Below are 15,627 nucleotides of genomic sequence, written 5' to 3' on the forward strand. Positions count from 1 at the left end.
CCGAGGGTTAGCCTCGGAAGATGATCGACGGCTACCGCAACCGCGCGCTCGAGGCGGCGCTCGCCGCCGCCGACGCCGACGCGGTCGGTGCCGCGCTGCGTACGGGGCAGGTTGTCGTTCCCCAGCTCGACGAGGCCCGGATCAGGGTCTTCCCCGGGGATCGCGGCAACCGGCCACCGTACGAGGCGATGCTCTTCTCCTCCCAGGAGGCGCTGGAGACCTTCCTCGCCGAGGACACCCGACGGCGCGCGCAGTTGCGCAACGTCGACGGGCTGCGGGAGTTTCTGACCGCCAACATCGAGGAGATCGCGTACGTCACCTTCGACCCGGCCGGGCCGAACCGGTTCCGGGCGGGCATCAAGGACGTGCTCAAGGCGATCGGCCCCAAGCCGCACGTCGACCTGCGGCTGCCGAAGGCGCAGGAGTGGTACGTCGTGGACATGTCCGACGAGGACGTACGCGACTACCAGCTCGCCGACCTGGCCGCCAAGGTCCTCCCGAAGGTGCAGCGGTCCAAGGTCGAGCAGCCCGACTGGGCCCAGTGGATGGCTGCCGCCAAGGACGCGGCCGTCGAGCAGGGCGCTGCGTTCTTGGCCTACTGGCTGCAGCGGGTCGGGCGGCGCCCGGCCGGGCTGGCGGTCGCGCTGAGCCGGCCGGCTCCGTTCGGCATGGTGCGGCACCCGCTGCAGGCCGAGACGACGACGGTGGGGGAGCGGTGGGTGGCCTCGCCCGACCGGCTCTACGAGTCGCGGCTGATCTACTCCTTCCCGCACCCCGACCTCGCCGACCTGGCCCTGCCCACCGTCGACCTCGTCGTCGCGACTCTGTCGTGGGGAGACGAGTCGTGAGCTGTGTCTTCTGCGACGTCGTTGCGGGGGACCTGGCCGTCGAGGTGGTCTTCGAGGACGAGGGCTTCCTGGCGTTCCTCGACCATCGGCCGGTGCAGAAGGGCCACATCCTGATGGTGCCCAGGCAGCATCTCGGGACGCTGCTCGATCTCCCTCCTGACCTGCACGAACGCTTCGTCGTCAACGCCCAGCGCCTGGCCGCCGCGGTCGTGGACGGGCTCGGCGCTCAGGGCAGCTTCGTGGCGGTCAACAACGTGGTCAGCCAGTCCGTCCCGCACCTTCACCTGCACGTCGTCCCCCGCACCCGAGGCGACGGCCTCAAGGGATTCTTCTGGCCGCGCCACAAATACGGCGAGGGCGAGCAGAAGGAGTACGCCGACCGGCTGCGTGCCGTGCTGGGCTGACTCCGGGCCTGTTCCGGGCCGAGTTCACCGAGGCGTACGGCTTCGGCCATCAAGGCGTCGGGGTGAGGTCGGCGGCGACCGATTCACTCGAGATCAGTTGTCGTCCACTGATCTCGGGAGTGCGCAATGTCGCTGTCGTCCGTCGCGTCCAAGACCTTCACCTCAACACTGGCCGGCGTCGCGCTGGCAGCAGGCACGATGATCGTTCCGGTGGCGGTCAACGCCGTCGAGGCCAACCGGGCCGACGACATCACCGTCACCGCCCACCGTGGGGCGAGCTCGTACGCCCCCGAGAACACGCTCGCGGCCTTCGCCGTCGGCATCGAGCAGCGCGCCGACTGGATCGAGTCGGACGTGCAGGCCACCAAGGACGGCGAGCTCGTGCTGATGCACGACACCACCTTGTCGCGCACCACCGACGTCGAGCAGCGCTTCCCCGGCCGCTCGCCGTGGAACGTCAAGGACTTCACCCTCGCCGAGATCAAGACGCTGGATGCGGGCTCCTGGTTCGGCGAGAAGTACGCCGGCGAGCCGGTGCCGACGCTGAAGGAGATGGTCGAGCAGGTGCGGCCGACGCGGTCCGGCATCCTGATGGAGCTCAAGTCACCGGAGCTCTACCCGGGGATCGAGAAGAAGGTCGCGGCCGAGTTCGACTCGTTCCCCGGCTACGTGCCCGCCGCGGTCGCAGCCGGCCGCCTCGCCGTGCAGAGCTTCGACTTCGACTCGATGAAGACTTACAAGCGCATCCAGCCCGAGGTGCCGGTCGGCCTGCTCGGCACCCCGGCCTACGCCGACCTGGACAGCTACACCTGGGCCGACCAGATCAACCCGCACTTCGGCTCCTTCGACGCGGGCTACGTCGCCCGGGTGCACGCGCTCGGGATGCACATCCACTCCTGGACGGTCAACGACGCCGCGACCATGAGCGCCGTCCTTGACCGTGGTGTCGACGGCATCATCACCAACAACCCCGACGTGCTCCGCGAAGTGATCGCGGGGCGGCGTACGCCTTCCCTAGACTTGGGCGATGCCGCCTGACGTGCTTCGGCAGATCGTCACGCCACGTTCACCGCACACCGGCCCCAGGGACTCCCGGGGCCGGTGTGATCGGGGCATGACCACGCTGAACCCCACTCGCATGCGTACTCTCGCGCTTGCCGCCGCCGCGGCGCTCGCCGCCGGGACCGTTCTGGTCTCGCACCCCGCCTCCGCGACGGCCACCACCACGACCGCCGTCCAGGCGGCCAAGCACAAGCACGCCGACCCGATCGTCTTCGGTCACCGCGGTGCCTCCGGCTACCGGCCCGAGCACACCCTGGCGGCGTACGACCTGGCCATCCAGCAGGGTGCCGACTTCATCGAGCCCGACGTGGTCTCGACCAAGGACGGCGTGCTCGTCGCCCGCCACGAGAACGAGATCTCCGGCACGACCGACGTCGCCGACCGCCCCGAGTTCGCGGCGCTGAAGACGACCAAGACCATCGACGGCAACGCGCTGACCGGCTGGTTCACCGAGGACTTCACCCTCGCCGAACTGAAGACGCTGCGCGCCAAGGAGCGCATCCCGGGCGACCGCCCGGCCAACACCGCGTACAACGGCCTCTACGAGGTGCCGACCCTGGACGAGGTGCTCGACCTGGTCGACGCCAAGGAGGCCGAGACCGGCCGCACCATCGGCGTCGCCCCGGAGACCAAGCACCCGACGTACTTCGACTCCATCGGTCTCTCCCTGGAGGAGCCGCTCGCGAAGAGCCTCAAGCGCCACGGCCTCGGCGGCAAGCGCGCCGCGGCGGTCATCCAGTCCTTCGAGGTCAGCAACCTCAAGGACCTCAACCGCATGGTCGACACGCCGCTGGTGCAGCTGATCGACTTCGGCGGCGCGCCCTACGACCAGGTGGTGGCCGGCACCGGCGTGACCAACGACTACCTGGTCACCAACAAGGGTCTGCGAGGCATCAAGAGGTACGCCGACCAGGTGGCGCCGTACAAGTTCTACTTCATCCCGCGCAACGTGGACGGCACCCTGGGGGAGGCCACCGACCTCGCCGACCGCGCACAGCGCATCGGGCTGCCGACCGTCATCTGGACCATGCGCGCCGAGAACAAGAACCTCCCCACCGAGTGCCGCATCGGCACCGACCCGATCGCTATCGGTGATCTGGGCTGCGAGGTCGGTCCCTACCTCGACGCCGGTGTCGACGCGTTCTTCACCGACCACCCCGACCTGGGCGTGGCTGCGCGCGACGCCTGGCTGGAAAATTGATGGAGCCTACCAATCAGTAGACACCTCGCGACATGACGTACGGCCCTCGCTATTGTCGGCGGGGGCCGCACGTGTTCGTGGGCCCGGTCACAACCAAAGGAGTTTGAGTCATGGGTCGTTTCGACGGACGCGTCGCAGTCATCACCGGTGCAGCGCGCGGGATCGGTTTCGGAGTCGCCACGCGTTTCGCCGAGGAGGGTGCCTCGGTCGCGATCATCGACCTCGACGAGGCCGCCGCCGCTGAGGCCGCCGCCAAGCTTCCGCTGGCCGAGGGTGCCAAGTCGGTCGGCATCGGCGCCAACGTCGCCAAGGCCGAGGACACCGAGGCCGCGGTCGCCCGCATCGTCGAGGAGCTCGGCGGCCTGCACATCCTGATGAACAACGCCGGCATCACCCGCGACAACCTGCTCTTCAAGATGACCGAGGACGACTGGGACCTGGTCATGAACGTCCACCTCAAGGGCCACTTCCTGATGTCGAAGGCCGCGCAGGCCGTCTTCGTGAAGCAGAAGTACGGCAAGATCATCAACGTCTCCTCCACCTCGGCCCTGGGCAACCGCGGCCAGGCGAACTACTCGGCCGCCAAGATGGGCGTGCAGGGCTTCACCCGCACGCTCGCGCTCGAGCTCGGCCCGTTCGGCGTCAACGTGAACGCCATCGCGCCGGGGTTCATCGCCACCGAGATGACCGACCAGACCGCGGCCCGCCTCGGGCTCGACGTGGACGACTTCCGCAAGCTCTCGGCCGACGCCAACCCGGTCAAGCGCGTCGGCGAGCCCGCCGACATCGCCGCCGCCGCGGCCTTCCTGGCCAGCGACGAGGCCTCCTACATCACCGGCCAGACCCTCTACGTCGACGGTGGCGCCACCGTCGCCTGAGTCCTTCGAAGAAGGAACCCCGGGCGCAGGCCTGTTGACCGCAACGATTACCGTCTGTCACTCGTCTTGGTACTGAGCCGATTCAGATGGAGATCGATGATGCGTACGTCCCGCCCGGGGTTCCTCCTGCGAGCAGCGGCGACGCTGACCGCTGCGGGTCTGGTCCTGACCGGCTGTGGGTCCTCGGAGGAGCCGACGGATGCGAAGGCGTCGCCGTCCGCGCCCGCTGAGCCCGACCACGAGCCGCTGACGGGTGTCGAGCTCCCCGAGGGGCAGACCGCCGCACGTAAGCATCCCGCCTACATCGTCAAGATCGACAACACCTCGGCCAGCGACCCGCAGTACGGTCTCGCCAAGGCCGACATGGTCGTCCAGGAGCTGGTCGAGGGTGGCGTGACCCGGTTGGCCGTCGCGTACTACTCCCAGCTTCCCAAGGAGGCCGGGCCGGTCCGTTCGATGCGGGCGACCGACGCCGGGATCGCCGCGCCGATCGACGCCAAGATCATGACCAGTGGCGCGGCGCCGTACACCTTCGCGCAGCTGAAGAAGCACGATGTGGAGTGGATCGACATGTCCACCCCCTACGTCGTACGCGACACCAGCAAGCCCCACGACTACCTGCACAGCGTGGTCGGCAAGGTCGCGAAGGCCGGCAACGCGGCCGCGAAGGACGGCAAGGCGAAGCGGCCCGGCGACTTCATGCCCTGGGGCGACACGACCACCGAGCTGACCGGTGGCAAGCCCGCCAAGGCCGTCGACGTGAAGTTCTCCCAGGCACGCACGGACAACTGGGTCTTCAAGGGCGGCAAGTACCGCCTGCAGAACAACTACATGTCCAAGAGCGGCCAGTTCCTCGCCGACACCGTCGTGGTTGCGCAGACCAAGACCACCATCGCCCCCTACAAGGACCCGGGCGGCGCGATCGTGCCGGTCTCCCACTTCACCGGCCGGGGCAAGGCGTGGATCATGCGCGCCGGGCAGATCGTCGAGGCGACCTGGGTGAAGAAGGGCGAGAAGGGCGCGGTGACGTTCACCGACGCCAGCGGCGCCGCGATCGAGATCCCGCCGGGCAAGGTCTGGCTGGACCTGATCCCGAAGGGCAACGGTCAGGTCGAGCCCGGTGGCGTGATCGTCAAGTAGTGCCCAGAGATCGGGCTCTCAGCGCATGTCCTCGACCTTGACGCCCTGCTTCGCCAGGGTCTGAACCCCGGTCAGCAGGTAGGTCACGGCCAGCTCGATGCGCTCGGCCGCGTCCTCGGGGTCGCTGGCCTCGGTGACGGACTCGCCGGCCGCCGACATCGCCCCGAAGAAGAGCCGGGCGAAGGTCGCGACCATCTCGTCGTCGACGCTCCGGTCACCGGCCCGCAGGACGGCGGCGACGATGTCCTCGACGACGGTGAAGGTGGAGCGCTCCTCCTGCTCGCGGTAGCGCTGGTAGCCGAGGACGGCGGGTCCCTCCTGCACGACGATGCGGCGGTAGGTGGGCTGCTGGACGGCCTCCAGGAACGTACGCAGCCCGGCCCGGGCCTGCTCCCAGGGGTCCTTCGTCTCACGCATGGCGGCGTCGATGCTCTGCGCGGTGGCAGCCTCGACCTTCTCGAAGACGACCTCGTAGAGCGCCTGCTTGCCACTGAAGTGGTGGTAGAGCGCACCCTTGGTGACCTCGGCCCCGGCCACGATGGCGTCCAGCGAGGTGCTCGCGTAGCCGTGCTCGGTGAAGAGTCTCTCGGCGACCTCGACGAGCGTCTTCTTGGTCGAGGCGGAGAACTGCTGCCTCCGTGACATCCCCGGCACCGACGGAAGCGGAGGAACCTTGGGGACGAGCTTGCTCACGGACGACTTTGCCACTCGTCCACTCTAACGGCCGTGTCCGGAATCACCGTCCCAGGTGTTGGCCATACCGTCAGTATGTCCAATACTATAGGTACGTACTCACGGTATGTGAGTGCTCACCTTCCGCAAGGAGCCGACAATGAGCTGGACCAGCCATCACAAGCGCGGGGAGATCCTCCGCGGCGTGGTCGCCGTGATCGACGAGCGTCGAGACGGCCTGCTGCCCATGGATCTTCCCGGCGTCACCGAGACCTTCGCCGACGAGCTCGACCTGCTCGCCGCCCTTCAGCTGCGCTGGCACACCCGCCTGTCCGGCCGCATCGAGACCGAGCTCGCCAGCCAGCCGATGGACCTGGAGGACACCGTCGTCCGGGCCTGGCACGGCGCTGCCGACGACCTGCCCGGCATCCGCACGGTCCTCGACCGTTACCACGCGCTCCCTGTCGATGAGGCGATGGCGACCGCGCTGGCCAAGTCGCAGGCCAAGGAGCACCTGACCCTCGCGGTCATGGCCGGCCGCGGCGCCTTCGCCGACGCCGAGTGCGTCCGTCTCGGCTCGATGATCGAGGCGCGTGCCCGTGCCGAGTACGTACCGGCCGTCAAGGTCGTCGAGCGCGGGCCCTTCGCCGGCCTCGTCGACATGCTCCGAGCGGTCCGCTCGGCAGCCTGACCAGGCCCCGGGTGCCGGTGCGCTCCCTCCGCGGACTCCCTCCGCACCTCCCTAAGTGCCGGCCCCGGGGCCTTTTCCTGTCTCGATCCGATCGGCGTGCTTTGTTGGTTTCCTGTTGCGGCTGACGTGACCGGGGTGGTGCGATCATGGCGTCATGACGGAGAAGAAGGACGTACGCGCCGGGCGGCTGCTGGTAGCCACCCCGGAGCTTCGCGACCCCAACTTCGTCGACACCGTGGTGCTCCTGATCGAGGTCAACGACGACGGTGCGCTCGGTGTGGTGCTGAACCGTCCCTCGCCCGTGCCGGTCGCCGAGGTGCTGCACCCGTGGGCGACCTCCGTCGCCGATCCCGACGTCCTCTTCCAGGGCGGACCGGTGAGCAAGGACTCCGCGATCGCGGTCGCGCTCCTGGTCGACTCCGACGACGCGCCGCTGGGCTTCCGGCCCGTGGTCGGGCGCCTCGGACTGCTCGACCTCGACACGCCCGTCGAGCTGGTCGACGGCACCTTGTCGCGGCTGCGCATCTTCGCCGGATACGCCGGCTGGGGCGCGGCTCAGCTCCAGGGTGAGGTGGACGAAGGGTCCTGGTATGTCGTCGACGGCGAGCCGTACGACTCCTTCCTCGACGACGTGAGCTCGATGTGGGCAGCGGTGCTCCGGCGCCAGCCCGGTGAGCTGGCCTTCCACGCCACGCGACCGCCCGACCCCGAACTGAATTAGCGGCCTAGTAAGGTTGGGGGCATGGGCATCCTGGGATTCGGCACGAAAGAAGCCGTCAAGGAACGGGAGGACATCCGCGAGCAGGACGTCCCCACCGAGGAGGGTGACCACGACCGCTACTCCCATTACGTGGAGAAGGACAAGCTGACCGAGGCGATGGTCATGGGTACGCCCGTGGTCGCGCTGTGCGGCAAGGTGTGGGTGCCGAGCCGCGACGGGTCCAAGTTCCCGGTCTGCCCCGACTGCAAAGAGATCTTCGAGGGGATGCCGCCCAGCGGCGGCGAGGGCGACGACGAGTGAGTCGCGCCGACCTTCCCGGCGCACTCACACCCGCGTGGCCCAACAAGGCTGCCTGGGGTACTGCGACCAAGCTGCGTGCTTGGCAGCAGGAGGCGCTGTCCAAATACCTGTCCGAACAGCCCCGTGACTACCTCGCCGTCGCGACGCCCGGCGCCGGGAAGACGACCTTCGCGCTGACCGTCGCCGCCGAGCTCCTCGGCCGCAGGCTGATCGACCGGGTCACCATCGTCGCGCCCACCGAGCACCTCAAGGTCCAGTGGGCCGAGGCGGCCGCGCGGGCCGGGATCGCGATCGACCCGACCTACTCGGCCGGGCAGGGCAAGACCTCGGCCGACTACGTCGGGATCGCGGTGACGTACGCCGGGGTAGCGGTCAACCCGCTCGCGATGAGGATCCGCACCGAGCGGTTCAAGACGCTGGTGATCCTCGACGAGGTCCACCACGCCGGCGACGCGCTCTCGTGGGGCGAGGGGGTCCGGGAGGCCTTCGAACCGGCCGCGCGGCGGCTGGCGCTGACCGGTACGCCGTTCCGCTCCGATACCAACCCGATCCCGTTCGTCACCTACGCGCCGGGCGATGACGGGATCCCGCGCTCGGCTGCCGACTACACCTACGGCTACGCCGAGGCGCTGCGCGACCACGTCGTCCGGCCGGTGCTGTTCATGGCCTACTCGGGACAGATGCAGTGGCGCACTCGGGCCGGCGACGAGATCGCCGCCCACCTCGGCGAGCCGCTGACCAAGGACCTGACCTCGCAGGCGCTGCGGACCGCGCTCGACCCGGCCGGATCGTGGATCCCGTCGGTGCTGGCGGCCGCCGACAAGCGTCTGACCGAGGTTCGGCGCCACGTCCCGGACGCAGGCGGGCTCGTCATCGCGACCGACCAGGACTCGGCGCGCTCCTACGCCAAGACGCTGAAGACCATCACCGGGCAGAGCGCGACCGTGGTGCTCTCCGACGAGAAGGCCGGCTCGAAGAAGATCGCCAAGTTCTCCGAGTCCGACGACCGCTGGATGGTCGCGGTCCGGATGGTCTCCGAGGGCGTCGACGTGCCCCGGCTCGCGGTAGGGGTCTACGCGACCACCACCTCGACGCCGCTCTTCTTCGCGCAGGCGGTGGGGCGCTTCGTACGTGCTCGCACTCGGGGTGAGACCGCCTCCGTCTTCCTGCCGTCGGTCCCGAACCTGCTCGGCTTCGCCTCCGAGCTGGAGCTGCAGCGCGACCATGTGCTCGGCAAGAAGGTCACCAGCGAGGACGACATCTTCGCGGCCGAGGACGCGCTGATGGCCGCGGCCAACGCCGAGGAGGGCGCCTCCGAGGAGGAGCTGGGAGCCTGGGAGGCCATGGGCTCCGAGGCGCGCTTCGACCGGGTGCTCTTCGACGGTGGCGAGTTCGGCCACTCCGGCGAGGTGCACGTCGGCTCCGAGGAGGAGATGGACTTCCTCGGCATCCCCGGGCTGCTCGACACCGACCAGATGAAGACGCTGCTCCAGCAGCGGCAGAGCGACCGGGCTCGCAAGCAGAAGTCGGCCTCCGCGCCGGTCGCTGCCGACGAGCCCGTCGCCGCGGTCGCCGCCCACGAGCAGCTCGCCGTGCTCCGCCGCGAGCTCAACGGCCTGGTCGCCGCCTGGCACCACCGCACCAAGGCGCCCCACGGCGTCACCCACAACCGGCTCCGCAAGGAGTGCGGCGGCCCGCCCGCCGCGGTCGCCAACGCCGACCAGCTCAAGGCTCGCATCGACACCCTGCGTGACTGGGCCGCGCGCGGGTCAGCCTGATTCCGGCGAGTCGAGGAGTCGGGCACACTGTGTGCCGTGAGGACGCGATGACAGCGCTCGAGATCGCGGTGACGTCGGTGGCCGGTGCGCTCGCCGCGCGTGCGGGTGGGGCGACCCGGGTCGAGCTCTGCTCCGCCCTCGAGGTCGGTGGCGTCACCCCGTCGCAAGGGCTGGTCGAGGGAGTCCTCGACGAGGTCGGCGGCGTCGACGCCGATGACGGCTGGCAGGGCGTCCACGTGCTCGTCCGGCCCCGGCCGGGCGGATTCGGCTACTCCGACGAGGAGCGCGACCTCCTGCGGCGCGAGGTCGAGACGGTCCTGGAAGCCGGAGCCGACGGGATCGTGATCGGCGCGCTCACCCCGCACGGGGAGCCCGACATGGAGCTGGTCCGGGAGCTGGCGGATGCTGCCGCTGCGTACGAGGCGACGGTGACGTTCCACCGGGCGATCGACCTCAGCGCGGACCCGGTCGCGGCCATCCGGGCGCTGGACGGCGTGGTCGACCGGGTGCTGACCTCAGGAGGCGCGCCGGCCGCCGCGGCAGGGGCCGCGACGATCGCCGAGATGGTCGCGGTTGGCGGACCGGACGTACTGGCCGGAGGCGGCGTGACCGTCGACGCGATCAGGGCGCTCGCGGCCCTCGGCGTCGAGGGCGTGCATCTCTCCGCCAAGCGACGGGTCGTCACGGCCGGCCGGGTGGCGCTGGGAGTCGCCGACGACGGTGGGCACTGGGTGACCGATCCCGGCGTGATCGCCGCAGCGGCCGCCGCGTTGGTCTAGGCGGTGGAATCGCCCTCGACCAGGTCCCGCAGCACGGCGACGGCGCCCTCGAGATCGGCCTGGGTGCGGTGACGCGACTCCAGCCGCTCGGCGATGAGGTGGGAGATGCGCTCACGTACGTCGGCGAGGTCGGCGCGGCCGGCGTCGGTGAGGGTCACCAGACTCGCCCGCGCGTCGGCGGGGTTGGGCTCCTTGCTGACCAGGCCGGTCTCCACCAGCTGGGCGATCTGGGCCGACATGGTCGGTTGCGAGCAGCCGTCGGCGCGGGCCAGGTCGGTGATGCCGAGCGGTCCGATGGCGTCGAGGATCGTGAGGACCCGGACGCTGGCCGGAAGGTCGAGCGCTCGGCGGACCAGGCGCATGAGGCGCGCCGCGTAGACGACGAGGTCGCTGGAGAGGTCCAGGGTCTTCGCCGCCGAGGCGGTCGGAGCTTCCGAGGGAAGCAGCTGCTGTGAAGGCATCGATCGGAATCCAGAGTTGGGGGTTGCGGCGCGGTGAACGGGTGGAGACTATCTGAGAATGACTACGGAACGGCACACCTGGATCGCGTTCCTGCGCGCCATCAACCTCGGCGCGAACCGGAAGTTCCCGAAACAGGCGATCTCCGCCGCCGTGGTGAGGGCGGGCGGAACCGACGTCGAGACCTACATCAACACAGGCAACGTACGCTTCGACCACCCGGTCGGCGACCGGGCCGAGATGGAGGCGATCCTCGAGGAGGCCTTCGCGGCCGACCGCTTCTTCGAGGTGCCGACGATCTGTGTGACGCCCGCTGAGCTGAAGGTGATCGCCAACGACGCCGCCGCGGTCGGGATGGGGCACGAGGGCAAGCAGTACGTGTTCCTGTGCAAGGAGCTCACCGACTCCGGCTCCCGGGACGCGCTGGTCGCTCGGGCGGGGGAGGGCGAGCGGGTCTATGTCATCGGCCGCGCCGTGCACCTGCTCACCGACAGCTTCCAGCAGACGAAGATCACCAACGCCGTCGTCGAGCGCCACATCTCGATCAGCACCAACCGCAACCTCAACGTGATCCGCACGCTCGCCGACAAGTGGGCCTGAGGCCTGCGGCGACTGGAGTGTCGGGTCATGCGGGAATCTCCTCCGTCTCGTTGACCGTGATCTCGAAGTCGGCCGGGTCGAAGCGGCTGATCCGGCGGACCAGCTCGCCGGTGGACCACGGCCAGGAGAAGCTGTTGCGACCGTTGGCGTCGATGAAGTAGCTGTGGCAGGACGCGCCGCTGTAGGCGGTGCCGGCGAGTGCGGCCTGCACGTCCGCGACGTACGCGGCCTGGGCCCGCGGACTGACGTCGAGCTCCGCCCAGCCCTGTGCGCGGGCGGTCGTGATGGCCTCGGTGATCATCGCCACCTGCGACTCGGCGACGGCGAAGGCCGAGCCGTGACCGGTGCCGAGGCTGGGGCCGAGCACCACGAACGCGTTGGGGAAGCCGGTGACCGAGGTGCCTTGGTAGGCCTCGGGAGAGCCGGCCCAGTGCTCGGCGAGCGTGCGGCCGTCGGCGCCACGGATCAGGTCGGCGACCGGCATGTCGAGGATGTGGAAGCCGGTGCCGAGGATGATCGCGTCGACCTCCGCCGTGCTGCCGTCGGCACCGATCACGGTTGCGTCCTCGACCCGGGCGACGCCGGTCGCGTGCACCTCGACGTTCGGCTTCGTCAGCGACTGGAGGTAGTTGTTGGAGAAGAGGATCCGCTTGCAGCCGAGCAGGTAGTCGGGCGTCAGCTTCGCCCGCAGCTCCCTGTCTCGGACGGCGGCGCGCAGGTAGGCCCGGCCGATCTGCTGCAGGCCCTGCATCAGCGGCTGCGGGCGGCGGAAGGCGATGCCGACGGCCTCCATGGCTGCGTACTCGACCGCCCCGAGCGCCTTCTCGAAGAAGGGCACGTGGTGCTTGACCCACTTCTCCGCATCCGGAACCGGATGGTCGACCTTCGGCAGCACCCAGTGGGCGGTGCGCTGGAAGAGGTGCAGGTCGGCGACCTCCTTCTGGACCTCGGGAACGAACTGGACCGCCGACGCCCCGGTGCCGATCACGGCCACCCGCTTGCCGTCGAGGCCGACGTCGTGGTTCCACCGGGCCGAGTGCCAGACCTCGCCGGGGAAATCGGCCAGACCGGGCAGGTCCGGGATCTTCGGCTCGTTCCACGGTCCGGCGGCGGCGACCAGGAAGCGGGTGGTGATCTCGCCGTCGCTGGTGTCCAGGTGCCACTCGGCGGACTCGGCGTTCCAGGTCGCGCCGCGGACCTCGACTCCGAACCGGGTGATGTCCTCGAGGCCGCGATCCCGGGCGACGCCGTCGATGTAGGCGAGGATCTCCGGCTGGTTGCCGTAGACCCGGGACCAGTCGCTGTTGGGCGCGAACGAGAACGAGTAGAGGTTGGACGGTACGTCGCACGCGCACCCCGGATAGGTGTTGGCCCGCCAGGTGCCGCCGTAGGTGTCGGCCTTCTCGAGGATGACGACGTCCTCGACGCCCGCCTCGCGCAGCTTGATCGCGGCCGCGATGCCGGAGATGCCGGCGCCGATGACGACGACCTCGTGGTGGGTGCTCATGCGGTTGTTCTAGGCTGCCGAATCATATTCGGATACTAATGGTATTTGAATACCGGCGGTAGCCCGAACTGGTAAGATCTGACCCGTGGGCCGGATCACGCGCAAGGAGTCGCACGCGCAGACGCGTGAGCGACTCGTCACGACCGCGCACCGGCTGTTCCTCTCCGACGGCTACAACGCGACCTCGCTCGACAAGGTCGCCACCACGGCGGGCTTCTCGAAGGGCGCGGTCTACTCGAACTTCTCGACCAAGCACGAGCTCGGCCTGGCCGTGCTCGACGTGATCCACCGGGAGCGGGCCCAGTCCCTGGCGGACGCCGTCAGCGGCGTCGACACCGTCGAGGGCCGGATCGACGCCTTCGCGGCGTGGGCCGAGGCCAACATCGGCGACGTCGGCTGGACCGCGCTCGAGGTCGAGTTCGCGACCAGCACCCGCCGCGTCCCAGGGCTGAGCCAACAGCTCGCCGGCCGGCGCCGCGAGCTCACCGCGGCCATCGCCGGCCTCATCGAGCAGCAGGCCACCGACCTCGGCCTCACCCTGGCCTCACCGGCGGAGGACGCCGCTGTCCAGCTGCTCTCCCTCGGCATCGGGCTCGGTGTCCAGCGTGCGTTCGACCCCGACCTCTCGGTGACCAGCCTGGTCGACCTGCTGCGATCGCTGCTGGCGAGTGCGACGCCTGCGTCGTAGGTCGCGAGAGCTAGTGCGCCGGGGCGCCGTTGCGCTCGGGAGCCGGGAAGGAGACCCGGTTCAGGCGGCGTACGGCCGGACTCAGCAGCGTCGCCAGCGAGATCACCACGTAGGCGATGCCGGCGATCGCGAGCATGTTCTCGATCCCATACGCAGCGGCCAACGGCCCCATCGCCAGCTGCCCGACGGGGATGGCGATGTAGGTGCCGAGCTGGTCGTAGGAGGACGCCCTGGAGAGCAGTTCGCTGGGGACGTTCTCCTGCATCGAGAGTTGCCAGCCGAGACTGAAGACCTGGATGCCGGCGCCGGAGAGGGCGGCCGCGGGCAGCAGCACGGCGAGTTCGGTGGACAAGCCGAGAGCGGCGATCGGCAGCCCGAACAGGGCCATGCCGATCATGCCGTAGAACAGCGGCCGCTCGAGCCGGACCCTCATCAGCACCAGCGTCGCGGCGAGCACGCCGATCCCCTGGAAGGTGAGGATCAGGCCCCAGCCGCCCGCGCCCAGCCCTGAGCTCTCGGCCCGCTGCGGGCCGAGCGTGAGCAGCCCGCCCTCGTACAGCGCATTGAGCATGGTCGCGGCACCGACGCAGAGCCACAGCCAGGTCGTCGAGCGGAAGTAGTTCCAGCCGAGGCGCAGATCGCCGATGACCGAGGCCTTGCCGACCGCGCCGCTGATCTTGACCGGCAGCAGCAGCAGCGCGGCGACGATCCAGGTGGCGGCGTCCAGCGCGAGCGCCCATCCCGCGCCGACGCTGAGGACGAGCAGGCCGGCGGTGCCGGGACCGGCGACCGCGACGATCGCGCGGGTCAGCGACATCAGCACGTTGGCCTCCTGCAGCATGGTGCGAGGCACCACGAGCGGGATGATCCCCTGCTGGGCGGGCAGGCCGGCGGCGGAGACGATGCCGTTGAGCGCGGAGAGTGCGATCAGGTGCCACAGCTCGGCGACACCTGCGATGACGAGGACGGCGACGGCCGCCTGGCTCAAACCCGAGACCAGGTTGGAGGCGAACAGGATCCGGGCTCGGCCCATCCGGTCGGCGAGCACGCCGCCGATGAGCATGAAGACGATCATCGGGATGGTGCGGGCCGCGAGGACGGCGCCGATCGCGATCGGCGCGTCACTGATCTCCAGGACCGCGAAGGCCAGGGCGACGGGCGCCATGAAGTTGCCCACCAGGTTGATGGAGCGGGACGCGAAGAACCAGCGAAAGTGGGGTTCGCGAAATGGGGCTGTCGCCGAGATCCGAGCCATTCGAGAGAGAATAGACCGTCAGGTGATTTCTATCTGCGGTAAATTCCCATTTCTGTCACGAGACCGTTACCCCGGCCGAGCGCATCTCGTCGATGGCAGCCGAGGTGCTCGCCGGGGCCACGCCCGCAGCCAGGTCGGCGAGCAGCGTGGTGCGGAAACCGGCGGCTCGGGCGTCGAGCGCGGTGGCACGTACGCAGTAGTCGGTCGCCAACCCGCACACGTCGACCTCCTCGACGCCGTGGGCCCGGAGCCAGTCGATCAGGGTGGCGCCACCGGTGGCCGCGCCCTCGAAGCCGGAGTAGGCCGCTGCGTACTCACCCTTGCGGAAGATCTCGTCGAAGGTGACCGGGTCGAGGTTGTGGTGGAAGGCCTCGCCGTCGGTGCCGACCACGCAGTGCGCCGGCCAGGAGTCGACGTAGTCCGGCGGGTTGCCGAAGTGGTCGCCCGGGTCGATGTGGTGATCCTTGGTTGCCACGACCAGCCCGTACGTCTGCTCCGGGTCCTTGCTCGCTGCCCGCTCCCGCAGCAGCTGACCGATGTCGTAGGCCACCCGGGCCCCGCCGTCGACCGGCAGGGACCCGCCCTCGCAGAAGTCGTTCTGTACGTCGACCACGATCAGTGCACGCGTCATGCCCGCCAGCCTA

At 69.5% G+C, this 15,627-nt stretch carries 18 protein-coding genes; 13 read left to right on the forward strand and 5 right to left on the reverse strand.

Translation table 11 applies throughout. The annotated features are described in order from the left end of the window. Positions 1-20: 20 nt before the first annotated feature. The 6 genes from OG801_RS22555 to OG801_RS22580 all read left to right on the forward strand — a co-directional run bounded on the left by OG801_RS22555 (position 21) and on the right by OG801_RS22580 (position 5,533). A complete protein-coding gene (locus OG801_RS22555) occupies positions 21-848 on the forward strand; it encodes a hypothetical protein (RefSeq protein WP_406031490.1) in 828 nt (275 codons plus the stop codon). Then, positions 845-1,252, forward strand: coding sequence for an HIT family protein (locus tag OG801_RS22560; protein ID WP_406031491.1), 408 nt, complete (start codon positions 845-847; stop codon positions 1,250-1,252). The genes OG801_RS22555 and OG801_RS22560 overlap by 4 nt, the downstream gene beginning before the upstream one ends. A gap of 126 nt (positions 1,253-1,378) precedes the next feature. Continuing rightward, positions 1,379-2,290 carry a glycerophosphodiester phosphodiesterase gene (locus OG801_RS22565; protein ID WP_406031492.1) on the forward strand — a complete coding sequence of 304 codons (912 nt, stop codon included), beginning with the start codon at positions 1,379-1,381 and terminating at the stop codon, positions 2,288-2,290. A 76-nt stretch (positions 2,291-2,366) separates the two neighbouring features. Beyond that, entirely contained in the window at positions 2,367-3,515 is a 1,149-nt protein-coding gene (locus OG801_RS22570) for a glycerophosphodiester phosphodiesterase (RefSeq protein WP_406031493.1), read from the forward strand. 110 nt (positions 3,516-3,625) lie between these two features. Then, positions 3,626-4,393: a 3-oxoacyl-ACP reductase FabG gene (locus tag OG801_RS22575; protein ID WP_355226015.1), complete on the forward strand. Its 768-nt coding sequence runs from the start codon at positions 3,626-3,628 to the stop codon at positions 4,391-4,393. Between the two features lie 99 nt (positions 4,394-4,492). Beyond that, entirely contained in the window at positions 4,493-5,533 is a 1,041-nt protein-coding gene (locus OG801_RS22580) for a DUF3048 domain-containing protein (protein WP_355018654.1), read from the forward strand. A gap of 18 nt (positions 5,534-5,551) precedes the next feature. Here OG801_RS22580 and OG801_RS22585 read toward each other — a convergent pair whose 3' ends face one another. After that, complete coding sequence (locus OG801_RS22585) at positions 5,552-6,241, reverse strand: TetR/AcrR family transcriptional regulator (RefSeq protein WP_355018655.1); 690 nt, start codon at positions 6,239-6,241, stop codon at positions 5,552-5,554. Between the two features lie 124 nt (positions 6,242-6,365). On the opposite strand from OG801_RS22585, the gene OG801_RS22590 reads away from it, so the two are divergent. From OG801_RS22590 to OG801_RS22610, 5 genes are all read left to right on the forward strand, one after another. Then, complete coding sequence (locus OG801_RS22590) at positions 6,366-6,896, forward strand: hypothetical protein (protein WP_406031494.1); 531 nt, start codon at positions 6,366-6,368, stop codon at positions 6,894-6,896. A gap of 154 nt (positions 6,897-7,050) precedes the next feature. Then, positions 7,051-7,617 (forward strand): YqgE/AlgH family protein, encoded by a 567-nt coding sequence (locus OG801_RS22595; RefSeq protein WP_406031495.1) that lies wholly within the window; start codon positions 7,051-7,053, stop codon positions 7,615-7,617. A 21-nt stretch (positions 7,618-7,638) separates the two neighbouring features. Beyond that, a complete protein-coding gene (locus tag OG801_RS22600) occupies positions 7,639-7,917 on the forward strand; it encodes a DUF3039 domain-containing protein (protein WP_160024715.1) in 279 nt (92 codons plus the stop codon). Continuing rightward, positions 7,914-9,695 (forward strand): DEAD/DEAH box helicase, encoded by a 1,782-nt coding sequence (locus OG801_RS22605; protein ID WP_406031496.1) that lies wholly within the window; start codon positions 7,914-7,916, stop codon positions 9,693-9,695. The genes OG801_RS22600 and OG801_RS22605 overlap by 4 nt, the downstream gene beginning before the upstream one ends. A gap of 47 nt (positions 9,696-9,742) precedes the next feature. After that, entirely contained in the window at positions 9,743-10,474 is a 732-nt protein-coding gene (locus OG801_RS22610) for a copper homeostasis protein CutC (RefSeq protein WP_406031497.1), read from the forward strand. On the opposite strand, the gene OG801_RS22615 is transcribed toward OG801_RS22610, so the two are convergent. After that, complete coding sequence (locus OG801_RS22615; protein WP_355018660.1) at positions 10,471-10,935, reverse strand: MarR family transcriptional regulator; 465 nt, start codon at positions 10,933-10,935, stop codon at positions 10,471-10,473. The genes OG801_RS22610 and OG801_RS22615 overlap by 4 nt on opposite strands. Before the next feature lie 58 nt (positions 10,936-10,993). On the opposite strand from OG801_RS22615, the gene OG801_RS22620 reads away from it, so the two are divergent. Continuing rightward, positions 10,994-11,533, forward strand: a complete 540-nt coding sequence (locus OG801_RS22620; protein WP_355018661.1) for a DUF1697 domain-containing protein — start codon at positions 10,994-10,996, stop codon at positions 11,531-11,533. A gap of 25 nt (positions 11,534-11,558) precedes the next feature. On the opposite strand, the gene OG801_RS22625 is transcribed toward OG801_RS22620, so the two are convergent. Next, entirely contained in the window at positions 11,559-13,040 is a 1,482-nt protein-coding gene (locus OG801_RS22625) for a flavin-containing monooxygenase (protein WP_406031498.1), read from the reverse strand. An 85-nt stretch (positions 13,041-13,125) separates the two neighbouring features. Between OG801_RS22625 and OG801_RS22630 the strand changes: the two genes are divergently transcribed. Next, positions 13,126-13,728, forward strand: a complete 603-nt coding sequence (locus OG801_RS22630) for a TetR/AcrR family transcriptional regulator (protein ID WP_406031499.1) — start codon at positions 13,126-13,128, stop codon at positions 13,726-13,728. A gap of 10 nt (positions 13,729-13,738) precedes the next feature. Here OG801_RS22630 and OG801_RS22635 read toward each other — a convergent pair whose 3' ends face one another. Further along, the gene (locus tag OG801_RS22635; protein WP_355018664.1) at positions 13,739-14,983 is read right to left on the reverse strand and encodes an MFS transporter; all 1,245 of its coding nucleotides are present in this window, start codon (positions 14,981-14,983) and stop codon (positions 13,739-13,741) included. A gap of 55 nt (positions 14,984-15,038) precedes the next feature. Then, positions 15,039-15,614 (reverse strand): isochorismatase family protein, encoded by a 576-nt coding sequence (locus OG801_RS22640; RefSeq protein ID WP_355018665.1) that lies wholly within the window; start codon positions 15,612-15,614, stop codon positions 15,039-15,041. Positions 15,615-15,627 lie beyond the last annotated feature (13 nt).

Origin of the sequence: Nocardioides sp. NBC_00163 (genome assembly GCF_045206295.1) — a bacterium.
GTDB lineage: Bacteria > Actinomycetota > Actinomycetes > Propionibacteriales > Nocardioidaceae > Nocardioides.